The sequence below is a fragment of the Asticcacaulis sp. YBE204 genome, assembly GCF_000495855.1.
Classification (GTDB): domain Bacteria; phylum Pseudomonadota; class Alphaproteobacteria; order Caulobacterales; family Caulobacteraceae; genus Asticcacaulis.
The window spans coordinates 58,830-82,504 of the sequence record NZ_AWGF01000014.1; the positions used below are offsets into that span (position 1 = coordinate 58,830).

Genomic DNA, 23,675 nt, shown 5'->3' on the forward strand with positions numbered 1-23,675 from the left:
CTGCGGCCCGACGAGCGCTTTAACTACGAAAGCGAAGGCCCCCACCACCGCACCTAGCCGCTATCGCGGCGTCGTGCGGTCCCCCTCCCCGGCACGCCGGGGAGGTATAAGGTAGTTTAATCGCAGTATAAGATGCTAATGCACCAACCGGAGGACTGCGACCATGACCCCACACCGAATCTATACCATCAGCTTCGCCAGCGTATATCCTCACTATGTGACCAAGGCGGAGAAGAAAGGACGCACCGCTGCTGAGGTCGATGAGATCATTCGCTGGCTGACCGGCTACAGTCAGGCGCAGCTTGCAACCCATCTGGAAGCCAAAACGACATTCGAGGATTTCTTTGCGCAGGCCCCGCAGTTGCACCCGTCGCGCGCCCTGATCAAGGGCGTCATCTGCGGCGTACGGATCGAGGACATCGAAGACCCGCTGATGCGCGAAATCCGCTATCTGGACAAGCTGATCGACGAACTGGCCAAGGGCAAGGTGATGGCGAAGATTTTGCGCGAGGGTTAATCATGTTTCCCCCTATTCATACTCCCCCAGTTTACTGGGGGAGGTGGCTGCAAGCGAAGCACAGCAGACGGAGGGGGGCTCGCGTAGATGCCACAGATACCCAACTGACCCGACGCGTGTGAATGAGTCTACAGCGAAGGCCACCACCACCGCATCTAGCTTGCTCCGCAAGCGTCGTGCGGTCCCCGGCACCGGCCGCCCGGCTCCCCGATGCACCGGGGAGGTATAATTGATCTGGCCATTCAAAACTTAAACTGCAATAGTCAGACAAAATAAAAGGGAGCTTTTCATGACCATCCATCGCCGCGCCCTGTTCGGTGCGCCTGCCCTGCTCGCCGCCGCGACCCTGCCCGCTCAGGCGGCCGAAAAGTCGGGCATCCGCGCCGCCAAACCCCCGATGGGCTGGAATAGCTGGAACTCGTTTGCCACCACGCTCACCGAGGCGCAGGCGCTGGAAACCGCGCAGATCATGGCCGACAAGCTCCTCCCCTTCGGCTACGACGTCTTCACGGTCGATATCCAGTGGTACGAACCCAACGCCACCGGCTACGACTACCGCGACAAGGCCGATCTGGCCATGGACGGTTACGGACGCCTGCTGCCCGCACCGAATCGCTTTCCGTCGGCGGCCAATGGTGGCTTCAAGGGGCTGGCCGACACCGTCCACAAGTCGGGCATGAAGTTCGGCGTTCACCTGATGCGTGGCATCCCGCGTCTGGCCTATGAGAAAAACCTGCCGGTTCTGGGCACGAAATACACGGCCCGCGACATCGCCAATCCGAACTCCGTCTGCACCTGGAACACCGACATGTACGGCGTCGATATGTCGAAGCCCGGCGCGCAGGCCTATTACGACTCGGTGTTCAGACTATTTGCCGACTGGGGTGTCGATTTCATCAAGATGGACGATATGAGCCGCCCCTACGCCAATAACTGGGCTGAGATCGAGGGCGCGCAGAAGGCCATCGCCAATTCAGGCCGTCCGATGATCCTCAGCCTGTCGCCGGGGGAAACCGACCTCGCCTGGGGCGTCCATGCGCAGAAATACGCGCAGATGTGGCGCATCTCCGACGATTTCTGGGACGAGTGGCGTCTGTTAAAAGATCAGTTCAAGCGACTGGAAAACTGGAATTCTTTCCGCAAACCGGGCGCGTGGCCGGACGCCGACATGCTGCCGCTGGGCCTGCTGGCTTTGGGCAAGCGCAAGACTAAGTTCAACCGCGATGAACAGCAGACCCTGATGAGCCTGTGGTCCATCACGCGGTCGCCGCTGATCATGGGCGGTGATCTGCGCGCGCTGGACGAACCGACGCTCAAGCTGCTGACCAACAAGGAGATTCTGGCGCTCAATCAGAACAGCCAGAACAATCGCCCGGTCTCCAACGACGGCGAAAAGGTCGTGTGGACGGCGGACACCGCCGACGGCAAGGGCAAGTATCTGGCGCTATTCAATATTTCCGATCATCCGCTGGTCGTCGAACAGAAGCTGAAAGCCATCGACGCCTCGCAAAAGGCCCGCGTGACCAATCTGTGGACCGGGGCGGTCAGCGACGCCGACACGACCCTGTCGCTGGAATTGCGCCCGCACGCCTCGGCGGTGTTCAAATTAAGCTGATATGCACATAATAGCAGATGACTGATGACAGGGGGCCATCTTGCAGGTCTGGTATAAAACGCTGAAAGGTATGGGGCTGATCAGCCTTATACTACTGTTATATATGGCCTTTATTGCAGGCCTGAATGTGTGGCGGTTTGGCCTTGAACGGCTATGGCAGCCAGAATTTCTTCGTATATACGCTATAGACCTGATCTTTGTTTGCGGGGTCTGGCTCGTTCTATATTTAATTGTGGCGGCAACCTATATTTTCAAATCAAGGACGAAACCTCGTCGTCCTCGAAACCTGACGGAGTAGTAAGCCTGTCATTACAGGCTTACCACGACACTGCCGACGATTTCGGCATCCGGTCGAGCGGCTTCATCGATCGAGCCAGCCGCTTGAGCAGGACCAGATTGTCGAAAGGCTTGGCGAGGTAATCCTTGGCCCCCAACTCCACCGCGCGGCGCACGTCCTGGCTTTCGTGCCGCGCGGTCAGGACGATCGTCGGCACCTCTTTCAACGCCCCGCGACGCATGGCGAGGAAGGTGAAGCCGTCCATTTCGGGCATGGACAGGTCGAGCAGGATCGCGTCCAGCCCTGCCGGATCGGGGATATCCAGCGCCTCCATGCCGTTACAGGCGACCACCACGTCGATCCCGGCACGGCTAAGAACCGTCTGGATAAACAGGCGCACTTCGCTGTCGTCCTCGACGACCAGAACGCGGCGGCGGCGGGTATCGTACCCGGTGATTATTTTCGACATGAGCGCACGAACTCCGGCTCAGGGGGGAGGACGAGGTCGAGCGCGTTCAGAAGCGCTGCGGGATCGACCGGTTTGACAAGGGTCTCGGCAAACAGGGGCTCGACACCCTGCCAGACGGTTTCCGCCGCGAAAGCGCTCAGGGCCACGATCGGCGTCGAGGCGTTGAAACTGCAATGTTCGCGGATGGTGCGCGCCGCCGTCACGCCGTCCAGCACCGGCATGTGGATGTCCATCAGGATCAGGTCGAAGCCCTGCGTCATGCAGGCGGCGACGGCTTCGGCGCCGTTCGAGGCTTCGCACACCGCCCCGGCACGACCGGACAGAATCGCGCGCAGCATCTGGCGCATATGCGGATGGTCGTCGGCGATCAGGATATTGAGGTGTCCGATCTCCGGCGCGGCTTCGATCAGTTCGGCAGGCGCGTTGATGGCCTCCGCCGGGAACTCCAGCCAGAAGCAGCTCCCCTCGCCTTCGACCGACTCGACGCCCATTTGCCCGTCCATCAGGCGGCTGATTTCCTGACAGATGGCCAGCCCCAGACCGGAGCCGCCGTGCTGACGGTTGATGCTGTGATCGGCCTGAGAAAAGCGGCGGAACAGGCGGTCCTGCTGGTCTTCGGCGATGCCCGGCCCGGTGTCGCGCACCTCGATACGCAGGTTCAACGGCAGGCGCGACACCGCCATGACCTTGATGCGTATATCGCCGCGCGCCGTGAATTTACAGGCATTGCCGATGAGGTTGTAGAGCACCTGATTGAGCCGCACGTCATCGATCAGCACGTGTTCCGGACAGGCCGGGTCATAGTCCAGATGCAGGCCCAGCCCCTTGGCGCGGGTCTGGACGGCGAACTGCCCGCAGGCCTCTTCGACCAGATCGCGCAGGTCGGTCGGTTGTGGATCGAGCGTCACCAGCCCGGCCTCCAGCTTGGCGAAATCAAGCACGTCGTTGACCAGGCCCAGAAGCGCCTTCGAGCCCTTTTGCAGACGCCCGACATAGCCCTGCGCCTCTTCGGGCAGGCCCTCCGTCTCGGCCAGCAGGTTGGAATAGCCGATGATGGTCGTCAGCGGCGTGCGGATCTCGTGGCTCATGTTCGAGAGAAAATCCGACTGCGCCTGCGCGAAATTCTCGGCGGCGATCTTGGCTTCGGTCAGGGTTTCCTCGATCAGCCGCTGCTCGGTGATGTCCTGAAACACGCCGAACAAAGACACCGGCTTGCCCGAGGCGTCGCGCTCGACCGAGCCCTCGGCGATGACGTTGCGCAGCTTGCCGTCGGTGCGGTACATCCGCGCCTCGAACTTGAACGGCTTGCCCTCGATCATGGCGGCGCGCAGCATCCGCTTGATCATCGGCCAGTCGTCGGGATGGTAGCGCAACTCGCTGTCGGCCATGTTCGGCGTATAGGCCTTTGGATCGAGCCCCTGAATGGCATAGACCCCGCGCGACCACTGCACCGTCTGATAGGCGATGTCGACGCTCCAGTAGCCGACACCGGCGATCGCCTCCATCATCTCCAGTTTCTTTTGCGTCTCGTCGTGTTTCTGGATGACCTGGCGCTTGACCAGCCCGTCCTTGCGCATGGCCATCATGGCGGAAATGGTCGAGGCCAAAGCCGTCAGCCGCCGCGCCTCGGTCAGACCGAAATCGTGGCGTGGTTCGGTATCGACGAGGCACAGGGTGCCGACCAGCACGCCGTCGAAACGCACGGGGGCTCCGGCGTAAAAACGGATGCCGGGTTCACCCACGACCAGTTCGTTGTCCTTGAATCGCGGATCCTGCGTCGCGTCCGGCACGACCATCACCGCGTCGTTGCGGATGGCGTATTCGCAAAAGGCCACGTCGCGCGAGGTTTCGCACACCTCAAGCCCGACGCTCGACTTGAACCACTGACGCTCGGAGTCGACCAGCGACACGGCGGTGATCGGCACCTCGAACAGCTCCGCCGCCAGCCGCGTCACCTCGTCGAAGCGCGGATCGGGCTCGCTGTCGAGGATATCGAGGTCGCGCAAGGCCCTGAGGCGGCGGCTTTCGGGATCGGTCAAAGAGGTGGACAGCATGGACGGTATACTCCGGTACTCTGCCGTCCTCTATGCCACACCAGGCTGAATACCCGGTTAAAGCCGCTTCAGAATGGACACCACTCTCAGCAGAGCCTAAAATCCAGTCATGTCCGATGACCTTCTCAGCCCCGTCGATTCGCCGTCCAACAACCCGCCGTGGTCGGTGTCCGAACTGGCCGGCGCGCTCAAGCGCACCATCGAGACCGCCTACGACCACGTCCGCGTCCGCGCTGAGGTGTCCAAGGTCACCCGCCACGCCTCCGGCCACGTCTATCTGACGCTGAAGGACGACCGCGCCGCCATCGATGGCGTCGTATGGAAGGGCAATGTCAGCCGACTCAAGGCCCAGCCCCAGGCCGGTCTGGAGGTTATCGTCACGGGCAAGCTGACCACCTTCCCCGCCTCGTCCAAATACCAGATCGTCATCGAGAGCATGGAGGCCGCGGGCGTCGGCGCGCTGCTGGCGCAGCTTGAGCGCATCAAGGCCAAACTGCATTCCGAAGGCCTGTTCGAGCGCGAGCGCAAGAAACCCCTGCCCTTCGCGCCGAAGACCATCGGCGTCATCACCTCGCCGACCGGCGCCGTCATCCGCGATATCCTGCACCGCATCCGCGACCGCTGGCCATGCCGAGTCGTCGTCTGGCCCGTCGTGGTACAGGGCGACACCGCCGCCGGTCAGGTCATCCATGCCCTGCGCGGGTTTCAGTCCGGCGAAGCGCCCCAGAATCCAGGAATCAGGCCCGACGTCATCATCGTGGCGCGCGGCGGTGGCTCGGTCGAAGACCTCTGGGCCTTCAACGACGAAAATCTGGCCCGCGCGGTGGCCGCCTGCACCATCCCTGTCATTTCGGCGGTCGGGCACGAAACCGACACCACCTTGATCGACTATGTGTCGGATCGCCGAGCGCCGACGCCAACCGGAGCCGCCGAAATGGCCACGCCGGTATTGAGCGAACTGCGCGGCTTCCTGCTCGATCTGGAGCGCCGCCGTATCGGCACCTTCGCGCAGGCCATGCGGTCGCGTCAGGAAAAGCTGGCGCTTCTGTCGCGCGCCTTGCCCAAACCGCAGGATCTGATCGATAATGCCCAGCAACGGCTCGATTATGTCAGCCATCGCCTCGGCGGCGGGCTGCTGAAGAACCTCAACGCCCACGACAATGCCTTCGGTCGCACCTCGGCGCGCTTTCAACCGCACCTGCTGGAACGTCCCCGCGTGCAAAAGGCCGACCGCGTGGCGCAACTGTCGGATCGCGCCACCGCGGCCCTGATGCGCGGCGTCGAGCGCCATAACCGCGACTTCAGCCGTGTGGCCGCGCGCCTGACCCCGACCCTGACCTTGCGTCCGCTCGACCTGAAACGCGAAGCGCTCACTCAGGTCACCGCGCGCCTTGACGCCGCCATGAGCCGTCGCGTCGAAACGAGCCTCCGTCAGGCGCGTCTGCCGCAGCTTGAAATCCGCATGACCGCCGCCTTCGACCGCTTGCTGGCGCTGAAAGCCGAGCGCGTCAAACGCCTCGATCAGCTGCGCGTCAGCCTCGATCCCGACCGGCCGCTGAACCTCGGCTTTGCCCGCGTCAACCGCAAGGACGGCGCCCTGATCACCTCGCCCGACGGCGTTCAGACCGGCGACGCGCTGGAACTGACGTTCAAGGGCAACCGGACTCTGGACGTCGTGGCTGCGGACGGTATTGCGCCGCCAAAACCGGTTGCCGCACCAGCCTCGAAGCCGCGCGCGGCGACCAAACCGCCCGAACAGGGCAGCCTATTTTAGCGAAAACGACGCTTTCAGGCTCTCGACCAAGGCGTGGTTCCAGACATAGGAATCGTGTCCGGCATAGAGCCCCGTAAACCGACACGCCACCCCTGCGGCCTGCGCGTTCTGGCAGGTTTTCAGGTTCCGCTGATAGAACTGATCGTAGCGTCCGGTGGTCAGGTAGAGCGCCACTTTTTCCTCGCCCGTGAAGGCGAAATTGTCCGGCCCGGCGCTCATCCCCGCCGCAGAGGCCTTGGCAAAAACGTCCGGATGACGCAGGGCGAACGACATCGCCCACGACCCGCCTGACGAAAAGCCGTAGGTCAGACGGTCGTCACGTCGCCGACTTGCGCCGTAGGTTTTTTCGGCCAGTGGCATGACCTCAGTCAGCACGAAGTTGCTGTGACGCTGATAGGCCGCCGGATCGACCTTAGCCGACGGCAGATATTCGCGGTTTCGCTGATCCCAGCCGCCGTCGCGCGGCCCCGTCCCATGCCACAAACCAACCATCATTACGGGCTGGATCAGGCCCTGATCGATCAGCGATTCAACGATCAGGGCAAAGACCGCCGTCGATTGCCCGTCCGCCATATAGATCACCGGATAGCCGGTCGCGGGCGGCGGCACGGCGGGCCGATAGATCGTCACCTTGCGCTTTTCTTTGAGGCTGAAACTGTCGATCTCGACCGTCTCGACCCGCCCTTTCAGGGCCTCGACGCGCACCGGATCGGGCAACGCCTGAGGTCCGCGATAGGTTTGCGGCACCGTGGCGTCACCGGCAAGGATCATCTGAATAACCGAACGATCGAGCTCCGGCACCTCGACCATCAGGCCCCAGATACCATCGCTCAGATCGTACATCGGCGGCTGAAAGGTGCAGCACAGACGCGGCTCACGCGCCGACGAGCGCGCGGCGATGCGCAGAGTCGGGCCGTCCACCCAATAGACGAGACTCGTATCCCCCAAACGCCGCACGGCTTCGGCGCGGTCGAAATCGGGCTTCCGAGGGGCATAGCCGCTCTCAGACGGCGACGCGGGCTGGGCCATCGCCGGCATCGCATCTAGCACAAGGACAGTCGCCAGCAGGATCGCTTTCATGTCTTTGGTTCCCCTCAGGTATAAACTGCGAACCTAAGATGGTCATTTTATGACAGCGCGGCCCAATCCCCGGCTTGATCCCGGCGCGCAAGCCGCCTATCTTCGCTTTATGAATATGCACGCCAAACCCTCCCTGCCCGATCAGGCCGTCCTGCATTATGGCGACGGCGAATACGCTGTCATGCGTCCGGGCAAGTTCGTGATCTGCGCCGTGTCCGGCCGTCAGATCCCGCTGGAGGCCCTGCGCTACTGGAATCCCCGCACGCAAGAGGCCTATGCCGGCCCGCAGGAAGCCACCGCGCAATGGAAAAAGCTGAACGGCTAATAGACAGACGTGTTTTTATCGCGGGTTTAGGCTTGCTACCGGGCCTTGCTGTCGCGCAACCCCGACCCTACGGCGCCACGTGGACACGCACCCTGACCGGCCCATTCACGCTGACCGGCAAACTCGTTCAGGGCGGCTACGCCATAGGCAAGGCCTCGCCCCGCCGGGAAATCAGCGTCGACGGCACGCCGCGCGGCCTCACTTCGGCGGACGGCAGCTTCGTCATCGGCTTCGACCGCGATGCCCCTCAGATGACCCGCGTCGATATCGCCGGTGACGGGCGCATGGATTTCGAAGTCGCCCGTACCGCCTATGATATTCAGCGCATCGACAACCTGCCGCCCGATCAGGTCACCCCCAGCGATCCGACGCTTCTGGAACGCATCGCGCGTGAAAAAGACCTCAAGACCGCCGGTTTCGCCCACCGCGAGGACGCCGACTGGTTCCGCAAGGGCTTCACCTGGCCGCTGCGCGACTTCCGTGTGTCGGGTACCTTCGGCAATCAACGCATCCTCAACGGCGTACCCAAAAGCCCGCACTACGGCTTCGACATGGCCGCCCCTGCGGGGCTGCCGGTCTATGCGCCGCAGACCGCCCGCGTGGCCCTGGCCGAGCCCGACCTGCATTTCGAGGGCGGCCTGATTCTGCTCGATCACGGGCAAGGCCTGATTTCGATGTACCTGCACCTTTCAACCCTGACGGTTAAAAAGGGCGACATCGTTTATCAGGGCCAGATGATCGGACAGGTCGGCGCCAAGGGTCGCGCCACCGGACCGCACCTGTGCTGGCGGTTGAAATGGCGCGACCGTGCAATGGACCCCAGTCTGTGGGTGTAGATCTGCATCGATGATAACCGTACGCATACGTACAGCTTTCCCATGCAAATAATACCGCTTAAAATTTTTACACACCTGCAATAAATAACAATGATACAATATATAAACCTATATTCTAAAAGCTATTTTACCTGTATTTTCGACTTCGCACCGCACAAAACGGTTTCAATTTTCGCTTGATATTACTTTCGCTTCATCGTAACAGCGCTATGGAGATAAAACAGGTTTATAAAAACAACGCCGTTGCTCTATTTCGGGCGCGTATCGACGGCGAAGACCGGAAATAATCATAAATGGCGGACTACGGCACATTAAAAATACTTCTGGTTGAGGACAACCAGCATATGCGCTCGATCGTCACCGCTATTCTCAAGGGGTCCGGTATCCGCGACGTGCGTGAGGCGAAGGACGGCGCCGAAGCCTTCGATGTCCTTAAACAATACCCTGCCGACATCGCCCTGGTCGATTTCAACATGTTCCCGATCGACGGCGTCGAATTCACGCGGATGCTGCGCAAATCGAGCGATTCGTCGAACCCCTACCTGCCCGTCGTCATGATCACCGGCCATTCCGAACGTTCCCGCGTCGTCGAGGCACGCGACGCCGGTGTCAACGAATTCGTCGTCAAGCCGCTGACCGCCCGCGCGCTCTTAAGCCGCCTCGACGCCGTCGTCATGCGTCCGCGGCCTTTCATCCGTTGCCAGACCTATTTCGGTCCCGACCGCCGCCGCAAAGGCGACGGCAGCTATGCCGGTCCTTTCCGCCGCGCCACTGACGGCCTGCTGTAAGTCGTTAATAAACCTTAACAAGGCAGCCAAATCATCCCATAGTGGCATCCGTGTGTATCCGGCGAGTGATTCGCTGTTGTGATGGAAAGCCGTCCCGATGGGAAAACTGACCTCCGCCCTGCTTATGGGCGCTTATCTGCTTCTGTCGCTCAGCGCGGCCATGTGGCTCTATGTCAATGGCTCGGACGTCGGCGCGTGCATCGCGGCGTCTTTGGGGACGCTCGGCGTCACCTTCGCCCTGCATAATTTCGTCAATCAGTACCTTTCGGAGCGCCGCCTGTCGAAAGAGATCGACCTCGTGCGCGACGCCCACCGCCTGATGGTCGAGGCGATCGACAACACGCAAAAAGACATGGTCGAACTCGCCGACCGCGTTCAGCATCAGCGCGTCGGCCGCACCGACGAACTGACTTCCGAAGTGAAGATGCTGGAAAATCTGGTGCTGAAACTTGGCGAAAGCATCGAAGAACGCCTCGCCGACTGGCGGGCCGGTCCCGCCCAGATCGCCGCGCCGCAAGGTGCCCCGCTGTCACGCCGCGAACAGCAGGCGCTCGCCCTGATCGAGACTGTGCGCGAGGCTCTGATCGAAAACCGCGTCGATCTTTATTTGCAACCGGTCGTCTCCCTGCCCCAGCGCAAGACGATCTTCTACGAAAGCTTCTCGCGCCTGCGCGACGTGACGGGCCGGGTTCTGATGCCGGCCGAATATCTGTCGGTCGCCGAGCCCGAAGGCCTCGTGCCGTCGATCGACAACCTGCTGCTGTTCCGCTGCGTGCAGATCGTGCGCCGCCTCGCCAAGCAGGACCGCCGCATCGGCATCTTCTGCAACGTGTCCCTGACAAGCTTGCGCGACGACGTGTTCTTTCCGCAGTTCCTCGAATTCCTCAATGAAAACCGCGATCTGGCCGACTCGCTGATCTTCGAGCTGGGTCAGGACGCCTTCGCCACGCGCGGCGCGGTCGAGGCTCGCCACATGGCCAAGCTGGCCGATATGGGCTTCAAGTTCTCGATCGACAAGGTGACCTCGATCGACTTCGACCTTCAGGATCTGCAACGCTCCGACGTGCGTTACGTCAAGATCGGCGCCAATGTCCTGATGGATCAGCTGATGACCGTCGAAGGCAAGCCGGCACTGAAATTCCTGCGCGATATCCATGCGGGCGACTACGCCAACCTGCTGTCGCGCTATGGCATCGAGATCATCGCCGAAAAGGTCGAGAACGAGCGTCAGGTCGTCGATATCCTCGAAATCGAGATCGGCTATGCCCAGGGCCATCTGTTCGGCGAACCGCGCGCCATCAAGGAGCAGGTTCTGCAAGAGACCGCGCCGCCTGCGGGCTTCGTCAAATCGACCCTGCCGCAGCGCCGCCGGGCTTAAACACTGGCATCGACATACCAATATCGCTAAAGGGAGGACATTACGTCCTCCCTTTTGTTTGTCCGGAATTGCCATGACCACGCCCCAGCTTCTCAGCCACCTGTCCGACGTCGCCGATCAGTACGACGCCATCTTTTGCGACATCTGGGGCGTCATCCATAACGGTAAATGGCACTTCCCCGAAGCCTATGCGGCGCTGAAAGCCTTCAAGGCCTCCGACAAACCGGTCGTCCTGATCTCAAATTCGCCGCGTCCGTGGGACGGCCTGCAAAAGCAGCTCGCCGATCTGGGGGTTCATGACGATGCCTTCAGCGCCATCGTCTCGTCCGGCGACGCGACGCGGACCTTCCTGACCGAATATGCACCGCAAGGGTCGGCCTGGGTCATCGGGCCCGACCGCGACCTGCCGCTTTACGAGGGCCTGAACGTCAACCGCAGCGGTACACCGGAGACGGCGGCATTTATTTCCTGCACCGGTCTGTTCGACGACGAGAACGACACGCTGGAGCAATATCACCCCGACCTCAAAGCCGCCGCCGCGCGGAGTATCCCGATGATCTGCGCCAATCCCGACCGCATCGTCCAGCGCGGCGATCAGATCATCTATTGCGCCGGAACGCTGGCCGACATCTACATGACCTTCGGCGGCGAAGTGATCATGGCCGGCAAGCCCTACCCGCCGATCTACGACCTCTGTTACCGCGCGCTGGAAAGCCTGACGGGCAAGGCCGTCGACAAGTCGCGTATCCTGGCCATCGGCGACGGCCTGCCGACCGACGTGCTGGGCGCCAATGGTCAGGGGCTCGACCTCTTGTTCATCGCCGCAGGCATCCACGCCGCCGAGGCGACTGGCGAAGACGGCGTGCTCGATCCGAATCTGCTGACCGCCGTGCTGGTGGCGCAGAACGCTCAGGCGAAATATATCGCGGGGGCATTGACCTAAAGCACATTCCGAAAAGTGTGTAACGGTTTTCGGAATCAAATGCGCGACCAAGCAAAAGTCTAGCCACGGTAGTCTTTGGCCATCTTTCGGTACACGTTCATCAAGCCATTGGCATCGTAACGCCCGCCCGCCGGACGGCGTTTGCGCGGCTCCCCCGCAGGCGCTGGTACGGCACCCGGCGCTTCGGCACTATTGACGCCATCGCGCAGCAGGTCGGGCTTCGGCCCCTCGCCCATCGTCACGCCGTCGCGGTCGAACAGTGCTTCCTGATGCCGTGTCGGCTCCCAGATATAGGTGCCCAGCCCCGGACGCCCCGGATTATTGTGAACCAGATCATTGAGATAGCGCTTGCGGCTCGAATATTCCGACACGAAGAAATCGTGTTTCGGATAGGTCTTCACGAACGCCGAAAAGGTCCGCGCCCAGTCGCCCTGCTCGGCCTGCTGGTAACAGGAAAAGCCGACCGAATCGAAGCGCACCCCGCGCGACAGCAGATTATCGGTCCAGTTTTTGACGATCGGCCAGTGACGCCCCAGATGGTTATGCACGGCGGTCTTCGACTTGGGGGCCACCGCGCGCGAAGCCTCTAATCCCGCATTCAACAATTGCGCCAGCTTGTCGAACCCGCCCGCATCGGGAACATTCATATGCACCGCGTCGGTCTGCGGATTGCCCGTCGGTACGCTGAGCGGCACGCGTCCGTCGGGCCACAGCATGCCAAACGTAATCTCATTGCCGATCAGGATCAGGTCGGGCAGCGCATCGGCGGCCTTCATGGCTTCGAGCGAGGTCCGCGTATGGTCGCCGACCGCCTTGACCAGTTCCGGAAACGCCAGACCGGCCCACGCTTCGGGTTTCGATTGCTTTTGCGGATCGGCCCAGGTGTCGCTGTAATGGAAGGTCAGCGACAGGTGCATCCCCGCTGCCTTGACGCGTTTGGCCATACGGATCGTCTGGGTCAGGCCGCACCACGGCGCGTCCGGTTCCGGATTGGCGGCAGCTTTCAGCGCATAGCCCTTCTCAGGATTGACGAACAGACGCAGCTTGATAGCGTTAAAGCCATTGGCTTTCAGGATATCGAGGATATCGCCCTTCACGCCCTTGTCGTAATAGACCGCGCCCGCCGCCTCGTCCTGCGGCACCCACGACACGTCGGCCCCGATCAGGAACGGAAACGCTCCGGTGCCCTTGGCAAGGGCCGATCCGGCCATAGTGCTCCCTAGCGGTAATCCCATCAGGGCGGCGTTGAACGTACGGCGGTTGATCAAAGTCATGGCGTTTCCCGTGCTTATTTTATATTACATATAGCACATACGAAAACCGGCGCGATTTCCATCGCACCGGTTTCCACATCACCAAACTTTTTTATGGTCCGCGTTTTCGCGGGTTTCTTTGTCGCGCATCTGATCCGAGAACCGCTTCACACTTCTCGGGATGCGCTTTTAGTCAAACAGGGCGTCGATATCGTCCTGAGAGTTTGTCTTGTTGAGGTCTTCGGGCGACATATCGAACATCGAGTCGATATCTTCCTGAGAATTGGGCGTGTCAAACAGGGCGTCGATATCGTCCTGCGATTTGGCCGGTTCGGGCGTGGGGGCCTTTACGGGTTCCGGCGCAGGCTTAGGCGCTTCCACCTTGGCCACCGGAGTGGGTTCAGGCTTGGGGGCCGGTTTCACTTCAGGTTTCGGCGCTTCAACCTTGGGCGCCTGAACCTTCATCTCAGGTGCCGGGGCTTCATCGAACATGGCGTCGATGGCATCCTGACGTGTTTCCGGGCCGCCGATAGCGGGACCGTTGAGCAGCAGGTCGCGCGCCCGGATTTCCTTGTCCGTTAGCGGCACTTCCTTGTCCTCGACACCGAGGGTCGTCGCCAGCTTGCCGACACGCTCCTCGATCTGCTTGAGGACATTGATCACCTTGGAAACACGTTGTCCCGTGATGTCCTGGAACGAGCAAGCCTCGAAGATCTGCATCACCTGATCGTCGACCGCGGCCTTATAGGCTTTGGGGTCCGACACATCCATGCCCATGATCGCTTCGGCAGCGTTCATGATGGTGTGGGTGGCGTTTTCGGTGTCGCGGGTGATGGCTTCCAGTTCGGCCCCGGCGGTCGGGATGCGTTCCTGCGACAGGTCCTGAGGACGCAGTTCGCGGATCTCTTCCTTGGCCTTGGCGATATAGCCGGCGATGATCCGGAACTCTTCGGCGCGGCGCTTGTCGAGCTGCTGGAAGAAGTCGCGCATCAGGCTGACAAGGGCCTCGGACTGCTGCATCAGATTGATGAGCTTGGGCTCCATTTCCTTGACCATGGCCGCGTCAGCGGTCTCAAGCTCCGGAAACTCTGATAATTTTGGTGCAACCTGGCCCATATGGGGAACCTGCTTATTCTTTAAAATCTTAGAATTCGCCGAGGACGGCGGTGATCTTTTGCTTCAGCGTCGCGCCGTTGAACGGCTTGACGATATAGTTGTTTACACCGGCCTTTTTGGCGGCGATCACGTTTTCCGTTTTGGATTCGGCCGTGACCATGATGAAGGGCGTGCGCTTCAGCGAATCGTCCGAACGGACCTTCAGCAGAAGTTCATAGCCGGTCATCGGCTCCATGTTCCAGTCGGAAATGACCAGACCATAGTTCGTCTTCTTCATCTTTTCGAGCGCTTCGGCACCATCCGAAGCTTCTTCGATGTTTTCAAAACCCAGCTGTTTCAGCAGGTTGGAAATGATCCGCAGCATGGTTTTGTAGTCATCAACCACCAGGATCGTCATGGACATATCGACGGCCATGTGAGTAAGCCCCACCTTTTAAAATTTACCGGGCCCGCCTTATGCAGGCCCTTCACATCAAGACAGTCACCATAATGACGACAACCCGATAAAATAGGGTTAAAGCGGTTACCTAAATTTTCTTATTTTTTTCAATAATATAAACCTCGTTAACCACGAAAAATGTCTCATTTGTGAACCTTGATACGAAAAAGAATGTCAGAACGGCACAGTTTTGCGACGGGATTCGCGGTTGAGAATCGCACATATCGCCCTTGGCAAAGCGCGATGGCGGGTTTAGAGCACGTCCCGATCTGATTGATCGGGACGTGCTCTAAACTTTTGTTTTGTCGCGCATTTGATTCCGAAAACCGTTGCACACTTTTCGGAATGCGCTCTAGATCGGTCAGTGAACTGTATTTACGGACGCCCCCATGACCGATTTCCCCACCGTCTATCTCGAAGACCTCACCGTCGGGCAGACTCTTGAGCGCACCTTTACCGCGTCGGACGCCGTGATCCGCGCCTTTGCCGAGGTGTCAGGTGACCACAATCCGGTCCATATGGATGAGGCCTATGCAGCCACCACCGCCTTCAAGGGCCGCATCGCCCACGGCGCACTGCTGGGGGCATGGATATCGGCGACCATCGCCGGTGGCCTGCCGGGGACCGGCACCATCTATGTGTCGCAGGTGCTGAACTTCAAACGCGCGGTCAAGCTGGACGACGAAGTGACCATCGTCGCCACCGTGAAAGAGATCGACCTGAAAACCGCTCACGTAGTCATTTCGACAACGGCCAAGGTCCGCAACAAGACCTATGCCGACGGCGCCGCCGAAGTCATCGCCCCCAGAAGACCTGCCGATGCTTAAGGCTTTCAATCTGGCCGTGGATGCCGACGGCAGCCTGCGCACCACAGCGCTCAATGCCGCCGCCGAAGGCCTGCCCCTGCCCGTCCGGGCTTCGGCCGCATTGGGGAGCTTCGACGGCGTCCATCGCGGCCATCAGCGGGTGATCGAAAACGCCATCGCCGCCGCGCATCGGCTGGGTGAGGCCTCGGCGGTGATCTGCTTCGACCCGCACCCGCAGACCTATTTTCTCAGCCGCACGGGCGAGGCCGTGACGCCGTTCCGCCTGATGTCGCTGGCTCAGCAATTGCACGCCTTCGAGGCGCTGGGCGTCGAATATGCGCTGGTCCTGCGTTTCGACGAACATCTGTCGGCCCTGACGGCGGAGGCGTTCGCACGGATCATCCTGAAAGACCACCTGAACCTCAGCCACGTCAGTTGCGGCTTCGATTTCCGCTTTGGCGCGAAAGGCACCGGTACGGCGGAGGCCCTGGCCGCGTTCGGCGAGACGATGGATTTTACGACCTTCATTACCCCGTGCCAGAGCGACGAGACCGGGCACAAGCTGTCGTCGTCGGCGGTGCGCGATGCGCTGGACAGCGGCAATCCGCAACTGGCCGGGCATGTGCTGGGTCGGGCGCAGGCCTTCGAGGGCGTGGTCACGCGCGGCGACCAGATCGGCCGCCAGATCGGCTTTCCGACGGCCAATATCGAACTGGGCGACTATCTGCGGCCGAAATACGGGGTCTATGTGACGCGCACGCACCTCGCTGATGGGCGGGTCTTGGGCAGCGTCACCAATTTCGGCAAACGCCCGACGGTCGGCGGTTTGAGCGAGCGGTTCGAGACGAACATCTTCGGGCTGGATCACGAAATCTACGACCAGACGATCGAGGTCGAACTGCTGCACTATATCCGTCCGGAGCATAAATTCCCGTCCTTCGAAGCGTTGAAAGAACAGATCGCGAAGGATGCTGAAACCGCCAAGGCGTATTTTAGCTAAATCCCCTCGCCCCTGCGGGGAGAGGGAAAGCGCGAAGCGCAGGGTGAGGGGGGACTTCGGTGTGTGAAAGGCCCCCTCACCCGGCCTCGCTACGCTCCGCCACCCTCTCCCCGTAGGGGCGAGGGTGTTTACTTAAGTGTCTTCGTATCGAAGATCTGAATCTCCGAGCCATAGTCGATATATACCACGCGCGTCGGATCGTTCGGCAGAACCTCGAACACCCGGCTCCCCGCCAGACCGACACCCAAAGCGCCGCACGGCGCCTCCTCGCCCTCGCCGGTTTCGACGGTCTTGTCCCACACGGCTTTCGCCTCGCCCGTCGGCACCAGTTCGAACAGAGCGCGCTTCGACGCCGGATCGGTCGGGTCCTGTGCGGGGACCAGAACGCAACTGGCGGTCGCCGGCCCCGGGGACAGCTGGCGTATCTCCGGCAAGACCGCGTCGATGGCGGCGTCCTTCGCTTTCGGTAGCGTACGGATGACCGGGCGATAGCCAAAACCGTCCGCCGCCGTGCCTTCGACGATGCCGAACCCCGGCAGGGTCTCGTCAGCGACCAGATGGGCGTTAGGGCAGGCATAGCTCCAGATCGACAAGGTTGCGCCCCTGACCTCGCCCCATTTGCAATCGGAAAATACCTCTTTCGCCCCGGCTGTGGGCTCGGCCTTCTCCACGGCAGGCGCGGAACACCCGGTCAGCAGGGCGGCGGCAACTAACGCATATAGTCTCATGATGGCACCTTCGGCATGACAACCACGGCGGCAGGGTCTTCGCGATAATCGAAGCCGCCGAATTCGACCCACTGGCCGTCCTTTTCGCTCTGGGTGCGCGTGCGGTACACGCCATCGGCGCCGATAATCCCACTCGTTTTCAGCGTCATCGGTTGGGCGGTGCCGTGTACGGTCTCAGTATATTCGAAGCTGCCCGGCCCGACGATCTTGATCGTGCCAGTCGTATGGAAGCCGCCGGTCGTGAAGTAGTGATAGATATAGTCACCCGTCGCTTTTTCGCGAAAGATCAGCGTCTCACCCGCATAGGCCCCGCCATTGACCGAATGGGTAATGCGGATCGCGTGACCGCCGATGGCCCATTCCCAGCGCTGGATGTCCTCGACGCCTGCGGTCTTGACCGATTTCCCGCGCCACGTCTTGCCGACCATGACCTCGAACGGCGCATAGGCCTGAGGCCCGGAAACGACCGCCGGCGGCGCGGTCTGGGCCACAGCCGCCAAGGGCGCGACGGCCAGCAGGGTGATCAGTAAAGCGCGACGGAACATTCGTACCTCCCTAACATCTTCTCTCATCTTTATGTGGTGAGCCTTTGCCCCGTACAGGCAATCCGGCGATCAGGCTGAATATCAGCGCATTGGCCGGAAAAAAGCCCAACACCATAGCGTAAGAACGCCAGTCATCACTTGCACGGCTCACCGGCATCATCGCCAAAAGCACCAGCACAATCCCCGGCACCGCCAGCACAACCGCCAACAGGCCCGCCGTCAGGTTCTGCTTGCGACCTATGGCGACCAGCTTGGCCACGCCTGCCATGAGCCCCAGACACAAGACACCGGCCCAATAAGCCGCTTCCTGTATCCCGCCCAGCAACGGTTCATCCGCCGCCGCCAGCCATCCGGCCCACCACCACAGGAGAGGTGTGAGCGCTAGCGCCGCGATGAATCGCAACGCTTTGATCGTTTGAAACCCTGTCATTCGAAGCTCCCGATAACCCGGTGAGCGTCCCCGAAAATCAGAATGCCCCGATTGAAAGCGCTAGGCAAGGCAAACCCTGTCTGATAAACGCACAGCCATGATGACGATACGGGTGAAAATGCGAATTTTCAGCCCAGCGTAAGCCGCCCGATCAAGAGGCCTTGCGCTGGGATACTGACGCGTCCCCTATTCCCTCCTAAAGAGATTTCAGGCTTCATGTCCGAGAATACCCCCCGCGATTACCGCGAAACCGTCTTCCTTCCCGAAACCGACTTCCCCATGCGCGCCGGTCTGCCCAAGGCCGAGCCGGTCATGCTGCAAAAATGGGAAGATGGCGCGCTGTACCACAGCGTCCGCCAGGCGCGTCAGGCGAAACACGCGCCGTTGTTCGTCCTGCACGACGGACCGCCCTACGCCAACGGCAATATCCATATCGGCCACGCGCTGAACAAGATCCTCAAGGATTTCGTCGTGCGTTCGAAGTTCCTGATGGGCTACGACGTCGACTACGTCCCCGGCTGGGATTGCCACGGTCTGCCGATCGAGTGGAAGATCGAGGAGCAGTTCCGTCAGAAGGGCCGCAAGAAGGACGAGGTGCCCGCCGCCGAATTCCGCAAGGCCTGCCGTGAATACGCTGCCGAATGGATCGGCGTTCAGCGCGAGGAGTTCAAGCGTCTGGGCGTGCTCGGCGACTGGGCCGAACGCTATGCGACCATGGACCTCACGACCGAGGCCAAGGTGACGCAGGAGTTCCACAAATTCCTGATGTCCGGCCAGCTTTATCGCGGCTCCAAGCCCGTCATGTGGTCGCCGGTCGAGCGCACGGCGCTGGCCGACGCCGAGGTCGAGTACCATCCGCATGTCAGCCCGACGGTGTGGGTCAAGTTCCCGGTCAAGGGCGACACCGCCAAGATTGTCATCTGGACGACGACGCCGTGGACCATCCCGGCCAACCGCGCCGTGAGCTATAACCCCAAAATCGCCTATGGCCGTTATCGCGTCGTGTCGATGCAGCCGGACCTCGCCTTCGAGCCGTGGTCGAAGCCAGGCGACGAACTGGTCGTGGCCGACAAGCTGGCCGAGGACGTCAAGAAAAACGCGCTGATCGCCGAATGGGAACGCGTCGGCGATTTCAACTGCGATGGCCTGACGCTGTCGCACCCCCTCGCCGCGTTCGACGACGGTTACGGCTTCGACGTCCCCATGCTGGCGGGCGATCACGTCACCGACGATGCCGGTACGGGCTTCGTCCACACGGCGCCCGGCCACGGTGCGGACGACTATCTGGTGTGGCTGAAGTCGGGCCGCTCGCTCGACTCGATCCCCGACACGGTCGATCCGGACGGTGCCTACTACCCGCACGTGCCGCTGTTCGCAGGCCTGAAAGTGCTCGAAACCGAAGGCAAGAAGGCCGGCAAGTTCGGCCCGGCCAACGGCGCGGTGATGGAAAAGCTGATCGAGGCCGGCAACCTGCTGGCGCGTGGTCGTGTCGATCACTCCTATCCGCATTCGTGGCGCTCGAAGGCCCCGGTCATCTTCCGCAACACGCCGCAGTGGTTCATCCGCATGGACGGCGGCTTGCGTGATACCGCGCTGAACGCCATCGATAACACGGCGTTTTACCCGGCCTCGGGTAAAACGAGAATTCGTAACATGGTCGAAACCCGCCCCGACTGGCTGATCAGCCGTCAGCGCAACTGGGGCACGCCGCTGGCCATGTATGTCGACAAGACGACCGGCGAGCCGCTGAAAGACGCAGCCGTCAACGACCGCATCATCAAGCTGATCGCGTCGGAAGGCGCCGACGCCTGGTTCACGCGCCCCGACGAAGACTTCCTTGGCAATTCATATAATCCCGCCGACTACGAGAAGATCACCGACATCCTCGATGTGTGGTTCGATTCCGGCTCGACCCACGCTTTTACCCTTGAGGGCCGCGAAAACACCCAAAGCCCCGCCGACCTCTACCTCGAAGGCTCGGATCAGCACCGCGGCTGGTTCCAGTCGTCGCTCTTGGAATCGTGCGGCACGCGCGGGCGTGCGCCGTACAAGGCCGTCCTGACCCACGGTTTCGTCCTCGACGAACAGGGCGAGAAGATGTCGAAATCCAAGGGTAATGTCGTCGCCCCGCAGGATATCGCCAAGGAATCCGGCGTCGAAATCCTGCGCCTGTGGGTCGCCCTGTCGGACTATTCCGAAGACCTGCGCATCGGCAAGCAGATCATCCAGACCACCGTCGATGCCTATCGCAAGCTACGCAACTCGATCCGCTACCTGCTCGGCGGGCTGAACGGTTACGACGCTGCGGAAGCCGTCGATTATAAGGACCTGCCGTCGCTGGAGCGCTACATCCTGCACCGGGTCCATGAACTGGATGCGCAGGTTCGCGCGGCCTACGACGCCTATGACTTCGCCGCCGTCATCCGTCCGGTCGCCGATTTCGCCTCGCAAACCCTGTCGGCGCTCTATTTCGACATCCGCAAGGACAGCCTCTATTGCGACAAGCCGTCGGATCTCAAGCGCCGCGCCTGTCGTACCGTCATGGATATCCTGTTCGACCGCCTGACCGCGTGGCTGGGGCCGATCATGACCTTCACCATGGAAGAGGCCTGGGCGTCGCGTTACCCGGACGCACCGGAAAACCTCTACCGGACGCTGCCCGCCGTGCCCGGCGAATGGCACAATGCGTCCGAGGCCGCGCGCTGGGAAAAGATCGAGCACGTGCTCGCCGTCGTCACCGGGGCGCTCGAAGAAAAGCGCCGCGAGAAGGTCATCGGTTCGGCTCTGGAAGCCGCTCCGACCGTGTTCATCGATTCCGACCCGCTGATGGCGGCCTTTGACGGCATCGACGCCGCCGAAGTCTTCCGCACCTCTCAGGCGCTGCTGAGTAATTCCGTCGGGCCCGATGACGCTTTCCGCGTGGCGGAGGTCAAGGACGTCTCGGTCGTGGTCCACATCGCCCACGGCCAGAAGTGCCAGCGCTCGTGGCGCATCCTGCCGGAAGTCGGCAGTGATCCGCGCTATCCGGACCTCTCGTTGCGCGACGCCGAAGCGGTGGCCGAATGGGACGCGACGCATGTCTGATTTCCAAGCCAAACTCAAAGCTCACTTCGCCGCGCCGCTCACCACCGCGCTGGGACGCAAAGTGCTGTGGCTGGCTCTGATTACCATCCTGCTCGATCAGGCCTCGAAAATCTGGATTTTGTACGGTTTACAACTCCCCAGTCTGCAACAGGTCAAGATTTGGCCGTTCTTTTCCTTCACCATGGTATGGAACGATAGCGTCAGTTTCGGCCTGATCGGCGATTTCGCCTGGCGGCGCTGGCTTCTGGTCCTGTTCTCATTGGGGGTTGCCGTCTGTTTGCTCGATTGGCTTCGACGTACCGAACGTCTGGTTCTGGCGATCGGTCTGGCGCTGATCGCCGGGGGCGCAATCGGTAACGCCATTGACCGCATCGCCTATGGCGCCGTAGTCGATTTCCTCGATTTTTCGGGACTGGGTTTCAAGTGGGTGTTCAATATCGCTGACTCGGCGATCAATGTCGGGGTCGCGCTTTTGTTCATCGACGTCTTCTTCCTCAATAAGGAAGATAAAAAACAGGGTTAAGCCGCCCCTTGGCAGGGGCGACAAAAGCAAGTAACACTCTCGCATCCGTTTTTTAGCGGTGCGATAATCGGAGCGAAGAATGAAGTCGGTTTCCTTAATGGTGGGTTTGGTGCTGGTCGCCGGTGTCGGTTTGACGGGCTGCGAATCGACCAAAAGCGCGCTGGGCCTGAACAAGGTCGTGCCCGACGAATTCCGCGTCGTGACCAAGGCGCCACTGGTCGTACCGCCGGATTTCGCCCTGCGTCCGCCTGCCCCCGGTGAGCCGCGCCCGCAGGAACTGATGCCCGAATCCGCCGCGCGCGAAGCCCTGCTGGGTCAGCGTCAGGCCTTCACCCGCTCGGACGGCGAAAAGATCCTCGCCACCAAGGCCGGAGGCGACAAGGCCGACCCGCTGGCGCGCTACGTCGTCGACGATGAATTCGGCGATCTGGCCTATAAGGACGAAGGCTTCGCCAACAAGATACTGTTCTGGAAAAAGGACGAGAAGCCTTCGGTGACCCCGAACACCAATACGGTGCTGGGCAACGAAGCCAACGCCATCGACCCGGATGCCGAAGCCGCCCGCATCAAGGCCCTGATCGGCTCCAACCCCGTGACCATCCAGCAGAAGAAGGAAAAATCCTTCAAGCTGCCGGGTCTTTAGTCCTCATCCCTCGATCTGCTTCGCATATCGAGGGATGTTTCAACATCGACAAATCAAATCTCGGGGCGGCCCTTCGATTTGATTTGGCTTTACGCTTTAAAAAGGCTGCCCACGGGCAGCCTTTTGCATACCATGTTCATTACGCCGATGTCATTTGCCAGTCGCAGCGGTTTGCGGCACCCTCCGCGCAAATTTCAGGGAGATACGACATGAAAATCGCTTTCCGCGCCCTTGGCCTGAGCCTGTTGCTCGCCACCACCGCCCTCACCGTCACCGCCCACGAGGTCGATCCGAAGATCGCCGACGCGGCCTATGCCGCCAGCGACCGCCCGACGGCGCAGATCGAACGCGACGCCGTACGCAAGTCCGAAGTCGCCTTCATCCTGCATCATGTCAAATCCGGTGACCGCGTCCTCGATATGGGCGCCGGTCAGGGCTACCTATCCTACCTGCTGTCGTCCGCCGTCGGGCCGACCGGCACGGTCTATGTCCAGAATCCGCAGGGCTGGGTCGACTATTACAAGATGGCGGGCGCGCTGGACGAGATGAAGGCCAAACGCCCCAATGTGAAGGTCGTCATCGCGCCGTTCACCGCCATCCCCGCCCCGTTAAAATCCTATGACGTGGTGGTGTCGAGTATGATCTATCACGACACCTATAACGAAAAAGGCCAGGACGCGTTGGCCATGAACAAAGCCTTGTTTGGGCAGTTGAAATCCGGCGGGCTGTACATCATCGTCGATCACCACGCCCCCGACGGCAGCGGTACGACGGCAACCAACACCACGCACCGCATCGACAAAAAAGTCGTCATCGCCGATCTCAACAAGGCCGGATTTTTGCTGGTCGATGACGAGGACATCCTCTCGCATCCGGAAGACAAGCGCGACCTGAACGTCTTCGACCCCGCCGTCCGTGGTAAGACCGACCGCTTCGTGCTGGTGTTCAAGAAGCCGTAAAAGAAGAAACCACAGATTACACAGATTTCACAGATTGGCGCTTCGCGCCGGAGTGATGGTGGTGACGCAGCTAATCTGTGAAATCTGTGTAAT

General features: G+C 61.0%; 23 protein-coding genes. 14 read left to right on the plus strand and 9 right to left on the minus strand.

Annotated features, from left to right (window positions below; translation table 11 throughout):
* Positions 1-163: 163 nt before the first annotated feature.
* Positions 164-517: a DUF2200 domain-containing protein gene (locus tag AEYBE204_RS35875; protein ID WP_023463468.1), complete on the plus strand. Its 354-nt coding sequence runs from the start codon at positions 164-166 to the stop codon at positions 515-517.
* 289 nt (positions 518-806) lie between these two features.
* A complete protein-coding gene (locus tag AEYBE204_RS35880; protein ID WP_023463469.1) occupies positions 807-2,132 on the plus strand; it encodes a glycoside hydrolase family 27 protein in 1,326 nt (441 codons plus the stop codon).
* 317 nt (positions 2,133-2,449) lie between these two features.
* Here the strand turns inward: AEYBE204_RS35880 and AEYBE204_RS35890 are convergent, their stop codons facing one another.
* Complete coding sequence (locus AEYBE204_RS35890; RefSeq protein ID WP_023463471.1) at positions 2,450-2,878, minus strand: response regulator; 429 nt, start codon at positions 2,876-2,878, stop codon at positions 2,450-2,452.
* Positions 2,866-4,932 (minus strand): GAF domain-containing hybrid sensor histidine kinase/response regulator, encoded by a 2,067-nt coding sequence (locus tag AEYBE204_RS0120670; RefSeq protein WP_023463472.1) that lies wholly within the window; start codon positions 4,930-4,932, stop codon positions 2,866-2,868. Before AEYBE204_RS0120670 ends, AEYBE204_RS35890 begins: the two co-directional genes overlap by 13 nt.
* 109 nt (positions 4,933-5,041) lie before the next feature.
* Here AEYBE204_RS0120670 and xseA point away from each other — a divergent pair, with 109 nt between their 5' ends.
* The gene (gene xseA, locus AEYBE204_RS35895) at positions 5,042-6,706 is read left to right on the plus strand and encodes an exodeoxyribonuclease VII large subunit (RefSeq protein WP_023463473.1); all 1,665 of its coding nucleotides are present in this window, start codon (positions 5,042-5,044) and stop codon (positions 6,704-6,706) included.
* On the opposite strand, the gene AEYBE204_RS35900 is transcribed toward xseA, so the two are convergent.
* Positions 6,698-7,786, minus strand: coding sequence for an esterase family protein (locus AEYBE204_RS35900; protein ID WP_023463474.1), 1,089 nt, complete (start codon positions 7,784-7,786; stop codon positions 6,698-6,700). The genes xseA and AEYBE204_RS35900 overlap by 9 nt on opposite strands.
* 109 nt (positions 7,787-7,895) lie before the next feature.
* Here AEYBE204_RS35900 and AEYBE204_RS0120675 point away from each other — a divergent pair, with 109 nt between their 5' ends.
* The 5 genes from AEYBE204_RS0120675 (at position 7,896) to AEYBE204_RS35920 (ending at position 12,056) form a co-directional block, all read left to right on the plus strand.
* On the plus strand, positions 7,896-8,111 hold the full coding sequence (locus AEYBE204_RS0120675) for a DUF2093 domain-containing protein (protein WP_155908469.1): 216 nt from the start codon (positions 7,896-7,898) through the stop codon (positions 8,109-8,111).
* Between the two features lie 32 nt (positions 8,112-8,143).
* A complete protein-coding gene (locus AEYBE204_RS35905) occupies positions 8,144-8,947 on the plus strand; it encodes a M23 family metallopeptidase (RefSeq protein WP_023463476.1) in 804 nt (267 codons plus the stop codon).
* 293 nt (positions 8,948-9,240) lie between these two features.
* Positions 9,241-9,735: a PleD family two-component system response regulator gene (locus AEYBE204_RS35910; RefSeq protein ID WP_031231309.1), complete on the plus strand. Its 495-nt coding sequence runs from the start codon at positions 9,241-9,243 to the stop codon at positions 9,733-9,735.
* 97 nt (positions 9,736-9,832) lie between these two features.
* On the plus strand, positions 9,833-11,113 hold the full coding sequence (locus AEYBE204_RS35915; RefSeq protein WP_023463478.1) for an EAL domain-containing protein: 1,281 nt from the start codon (positions 9,833-9,835) through the stop codon (positions 11,111-11,113).
* Between the two features lie 73 nt (positions 11,114-11,186).
* Positions 11,187-12,056 (plus strand): TIGR01459 family HAD-type hydrolase, encoded by an 870-nt coding sequence (locus AEYBE204_RS35920; protein ID WP_023463479.1) that lies wholly within the window; start codon positions 11,187-11,189, stop codon positions 12,054-12,056.
* Between the two features lie 59 nt (positions 12,057-12,115).
* On the opposite strand, the gene AEYBE204_RS35925 is transcribed toward AEYBE204_RS35920, so the two are convergent.
* The 3 genes from AEYBE204_RS35925 to AEYBE204_RS35935 all read right to left on the minus strand — a co-directional run bounded on the left by AEYBE204_RS35925 (position 12,116) and on the right by AEYBE204_RS35935 (position 14,822).
* On the minus strand, positions 12,116-13,330 hold the full coding sequence (locus AEYBE204_RS35925) for a glycosyl hydrolase 53 family protein (RefSeq protein WP_031231310.1): 1,215 nt from the start codon (positions 13,328-13,330) through the stop codon (positions 12,116-12,118).
* Positions 13,331-13,498: 168 nt separating this feature from the next.
* Positions 13,499-14,425 (minus strand): protein phosphatase CheZ, encoded by a 927-nt coding sequence (locus tag AEYBE204_RS35930; protein WP_031231311.1) that lies wholly within the window; start codon positions 14,423-14,425, stop codon positions 13,499-13,501.
* A 28-nt stretch (positions 14,426-14,453) separates the two neighbouring features.
* Complete coding sequence (locus tag AEYBE204_RS35935) at positions 14,454-14,822, minus strand: response regulator (protein ID WP_368407107.1); 369 nt, start codon at positions 14,820-14,822, stop codon at positions 14,454-14,456.
* Positions 14,823-15,253: 431 nt separating this feature from the next.
* On the opposite strand from AEYBE204_RS35935, the gene AEYBE204_RS35940 reads away from it, so the two are divergent.
* Positions 15,254-15,691, plus strand: coding sequence for a MaoC family dehydratase (locus tag AEYBE204_RS35940; RefSeq protein WP_023463483.1), 438 nt, complete (start codon positions 15,254-15,256; stop codon positions 15,689-15,691).
* Positions 15,684-16,670 (plus strand): riboflavin biosynthesis protein RibF, encoded by a 987-nt coding sequence (gene ribF / locus AEYBE204_RS35945; protein WP_023463484.1) that lies wholly within the window; start codon positions 15,684-15,686, stop codon positions 16,668-16,670. Before AEYBE204_RS35940 ends, ribF begins: the two co-directional genes overlap by 8 nt.
* 128 nt (positions 16,671-16,798) lie before the next feature.
* Here the strand turns inward: ribF and AEYBE204_RS0120680 are convergent, their stop codons facing one another.
* From AEYBE204_RS0120680 to AEYBE204_RS35955, 3 genes are read right to left on the minus strand one after another with little or no spacing between them, the layout of a single operon-like run.
* Entirely contained in the window at positions 16,799-17,398 is a 600-nt protein-coding gene (locus tag AEYBE204_RS0120680) for a hypothetical protein (RefSeq protein WP_023463485.1), read from the minus strand.
* Positions 17,395-17,943, minus strand: coding sequence for a hypothetical protein (locus AEYBE204_RS39680; protein ID WP_023463486.1), 549 nt, complete (start codon positions 17,941-17,943; stop codon positions 17,395-17,397). Before AEYBE204_RS39680 ends, AEYBE204_RS0120680 begins: the two co-directional genes overlap by 4 nt.
* 10 nt (positions 17,944-17,953) lie before the next feature.
* The gene (locus AEYBE204_RS35955) at positions 17,954-18,373 is read right to left on the minus strand and encodes a hypothetical protein (protein ID WP_023463487.1); all 420 of its coding nucleotides are present in this window, start codon (positions 18,371-18,373) and stop codon (positions 17,954-17,956) included.
* Positions 18,374-18,589: 216 nt separating this feature from the next.
* Between AEYBE204_RS35955 and ileS the strand changes: the two genes are divergently transcribed.
* The 4 genes from ileS to AEYBE204_RS35975 all read left to right on the plus strand — a co-directional run bounded on the left by ileS (position 18,590) and on the right by AEYBE204_RS35975 (position 23,582).
* Positions 18,590-21,457 (plus strand): isoleucine--tRNA ligase, encoded by a 2,868-nt coding sequence (ileS, locus tag AEYBE204_RS35960; protein ID WP_023463488.1) that lies wholly within the window; start codon positions 18,590-18,592, stop codon positions 21,455-21,457.
* The gene (lspA, locus tag AEYBE204_RS35965; RefSeq protein WP_023463489.1) at positions 21,450-21,980 is read left to right on the plus strand and encodes a signal peptidase II; all 531 of its coding nucleotides are present in this window, start codon (positions 21,450-21,452) and stop codon (positions 21,978-21,980) included. The genes ileS and lspA overlap by 8 nt, the downstream gene beginning before the upstream one ends.
* Before the next feature lie 79 nt (positions 21,981-22,059).
* Entirely contained in the window at positions 22,060-22,623 is a 564-nt protein-coding gene (locus AEYBE204_RS35970) for a DUF3035 domain-containing protein (RefSeq protein WP_031231319.1), read from the plus strand.
* A gap of 209 nt (positions 22,624-22,832) precedes the next feature.
* A complete protein-coding gene (locus AEYBE204_RS35975; RefSeq protein ID WP_023463491.1) occupies positions 22,833-23,582 on the plus strand; it encodes a class I SAM-dependent methyltransferase in 750 nt (249 codons plus the stop codon).
* Positions 23,583-23,675: the final 93 nt, after the last annotated feature.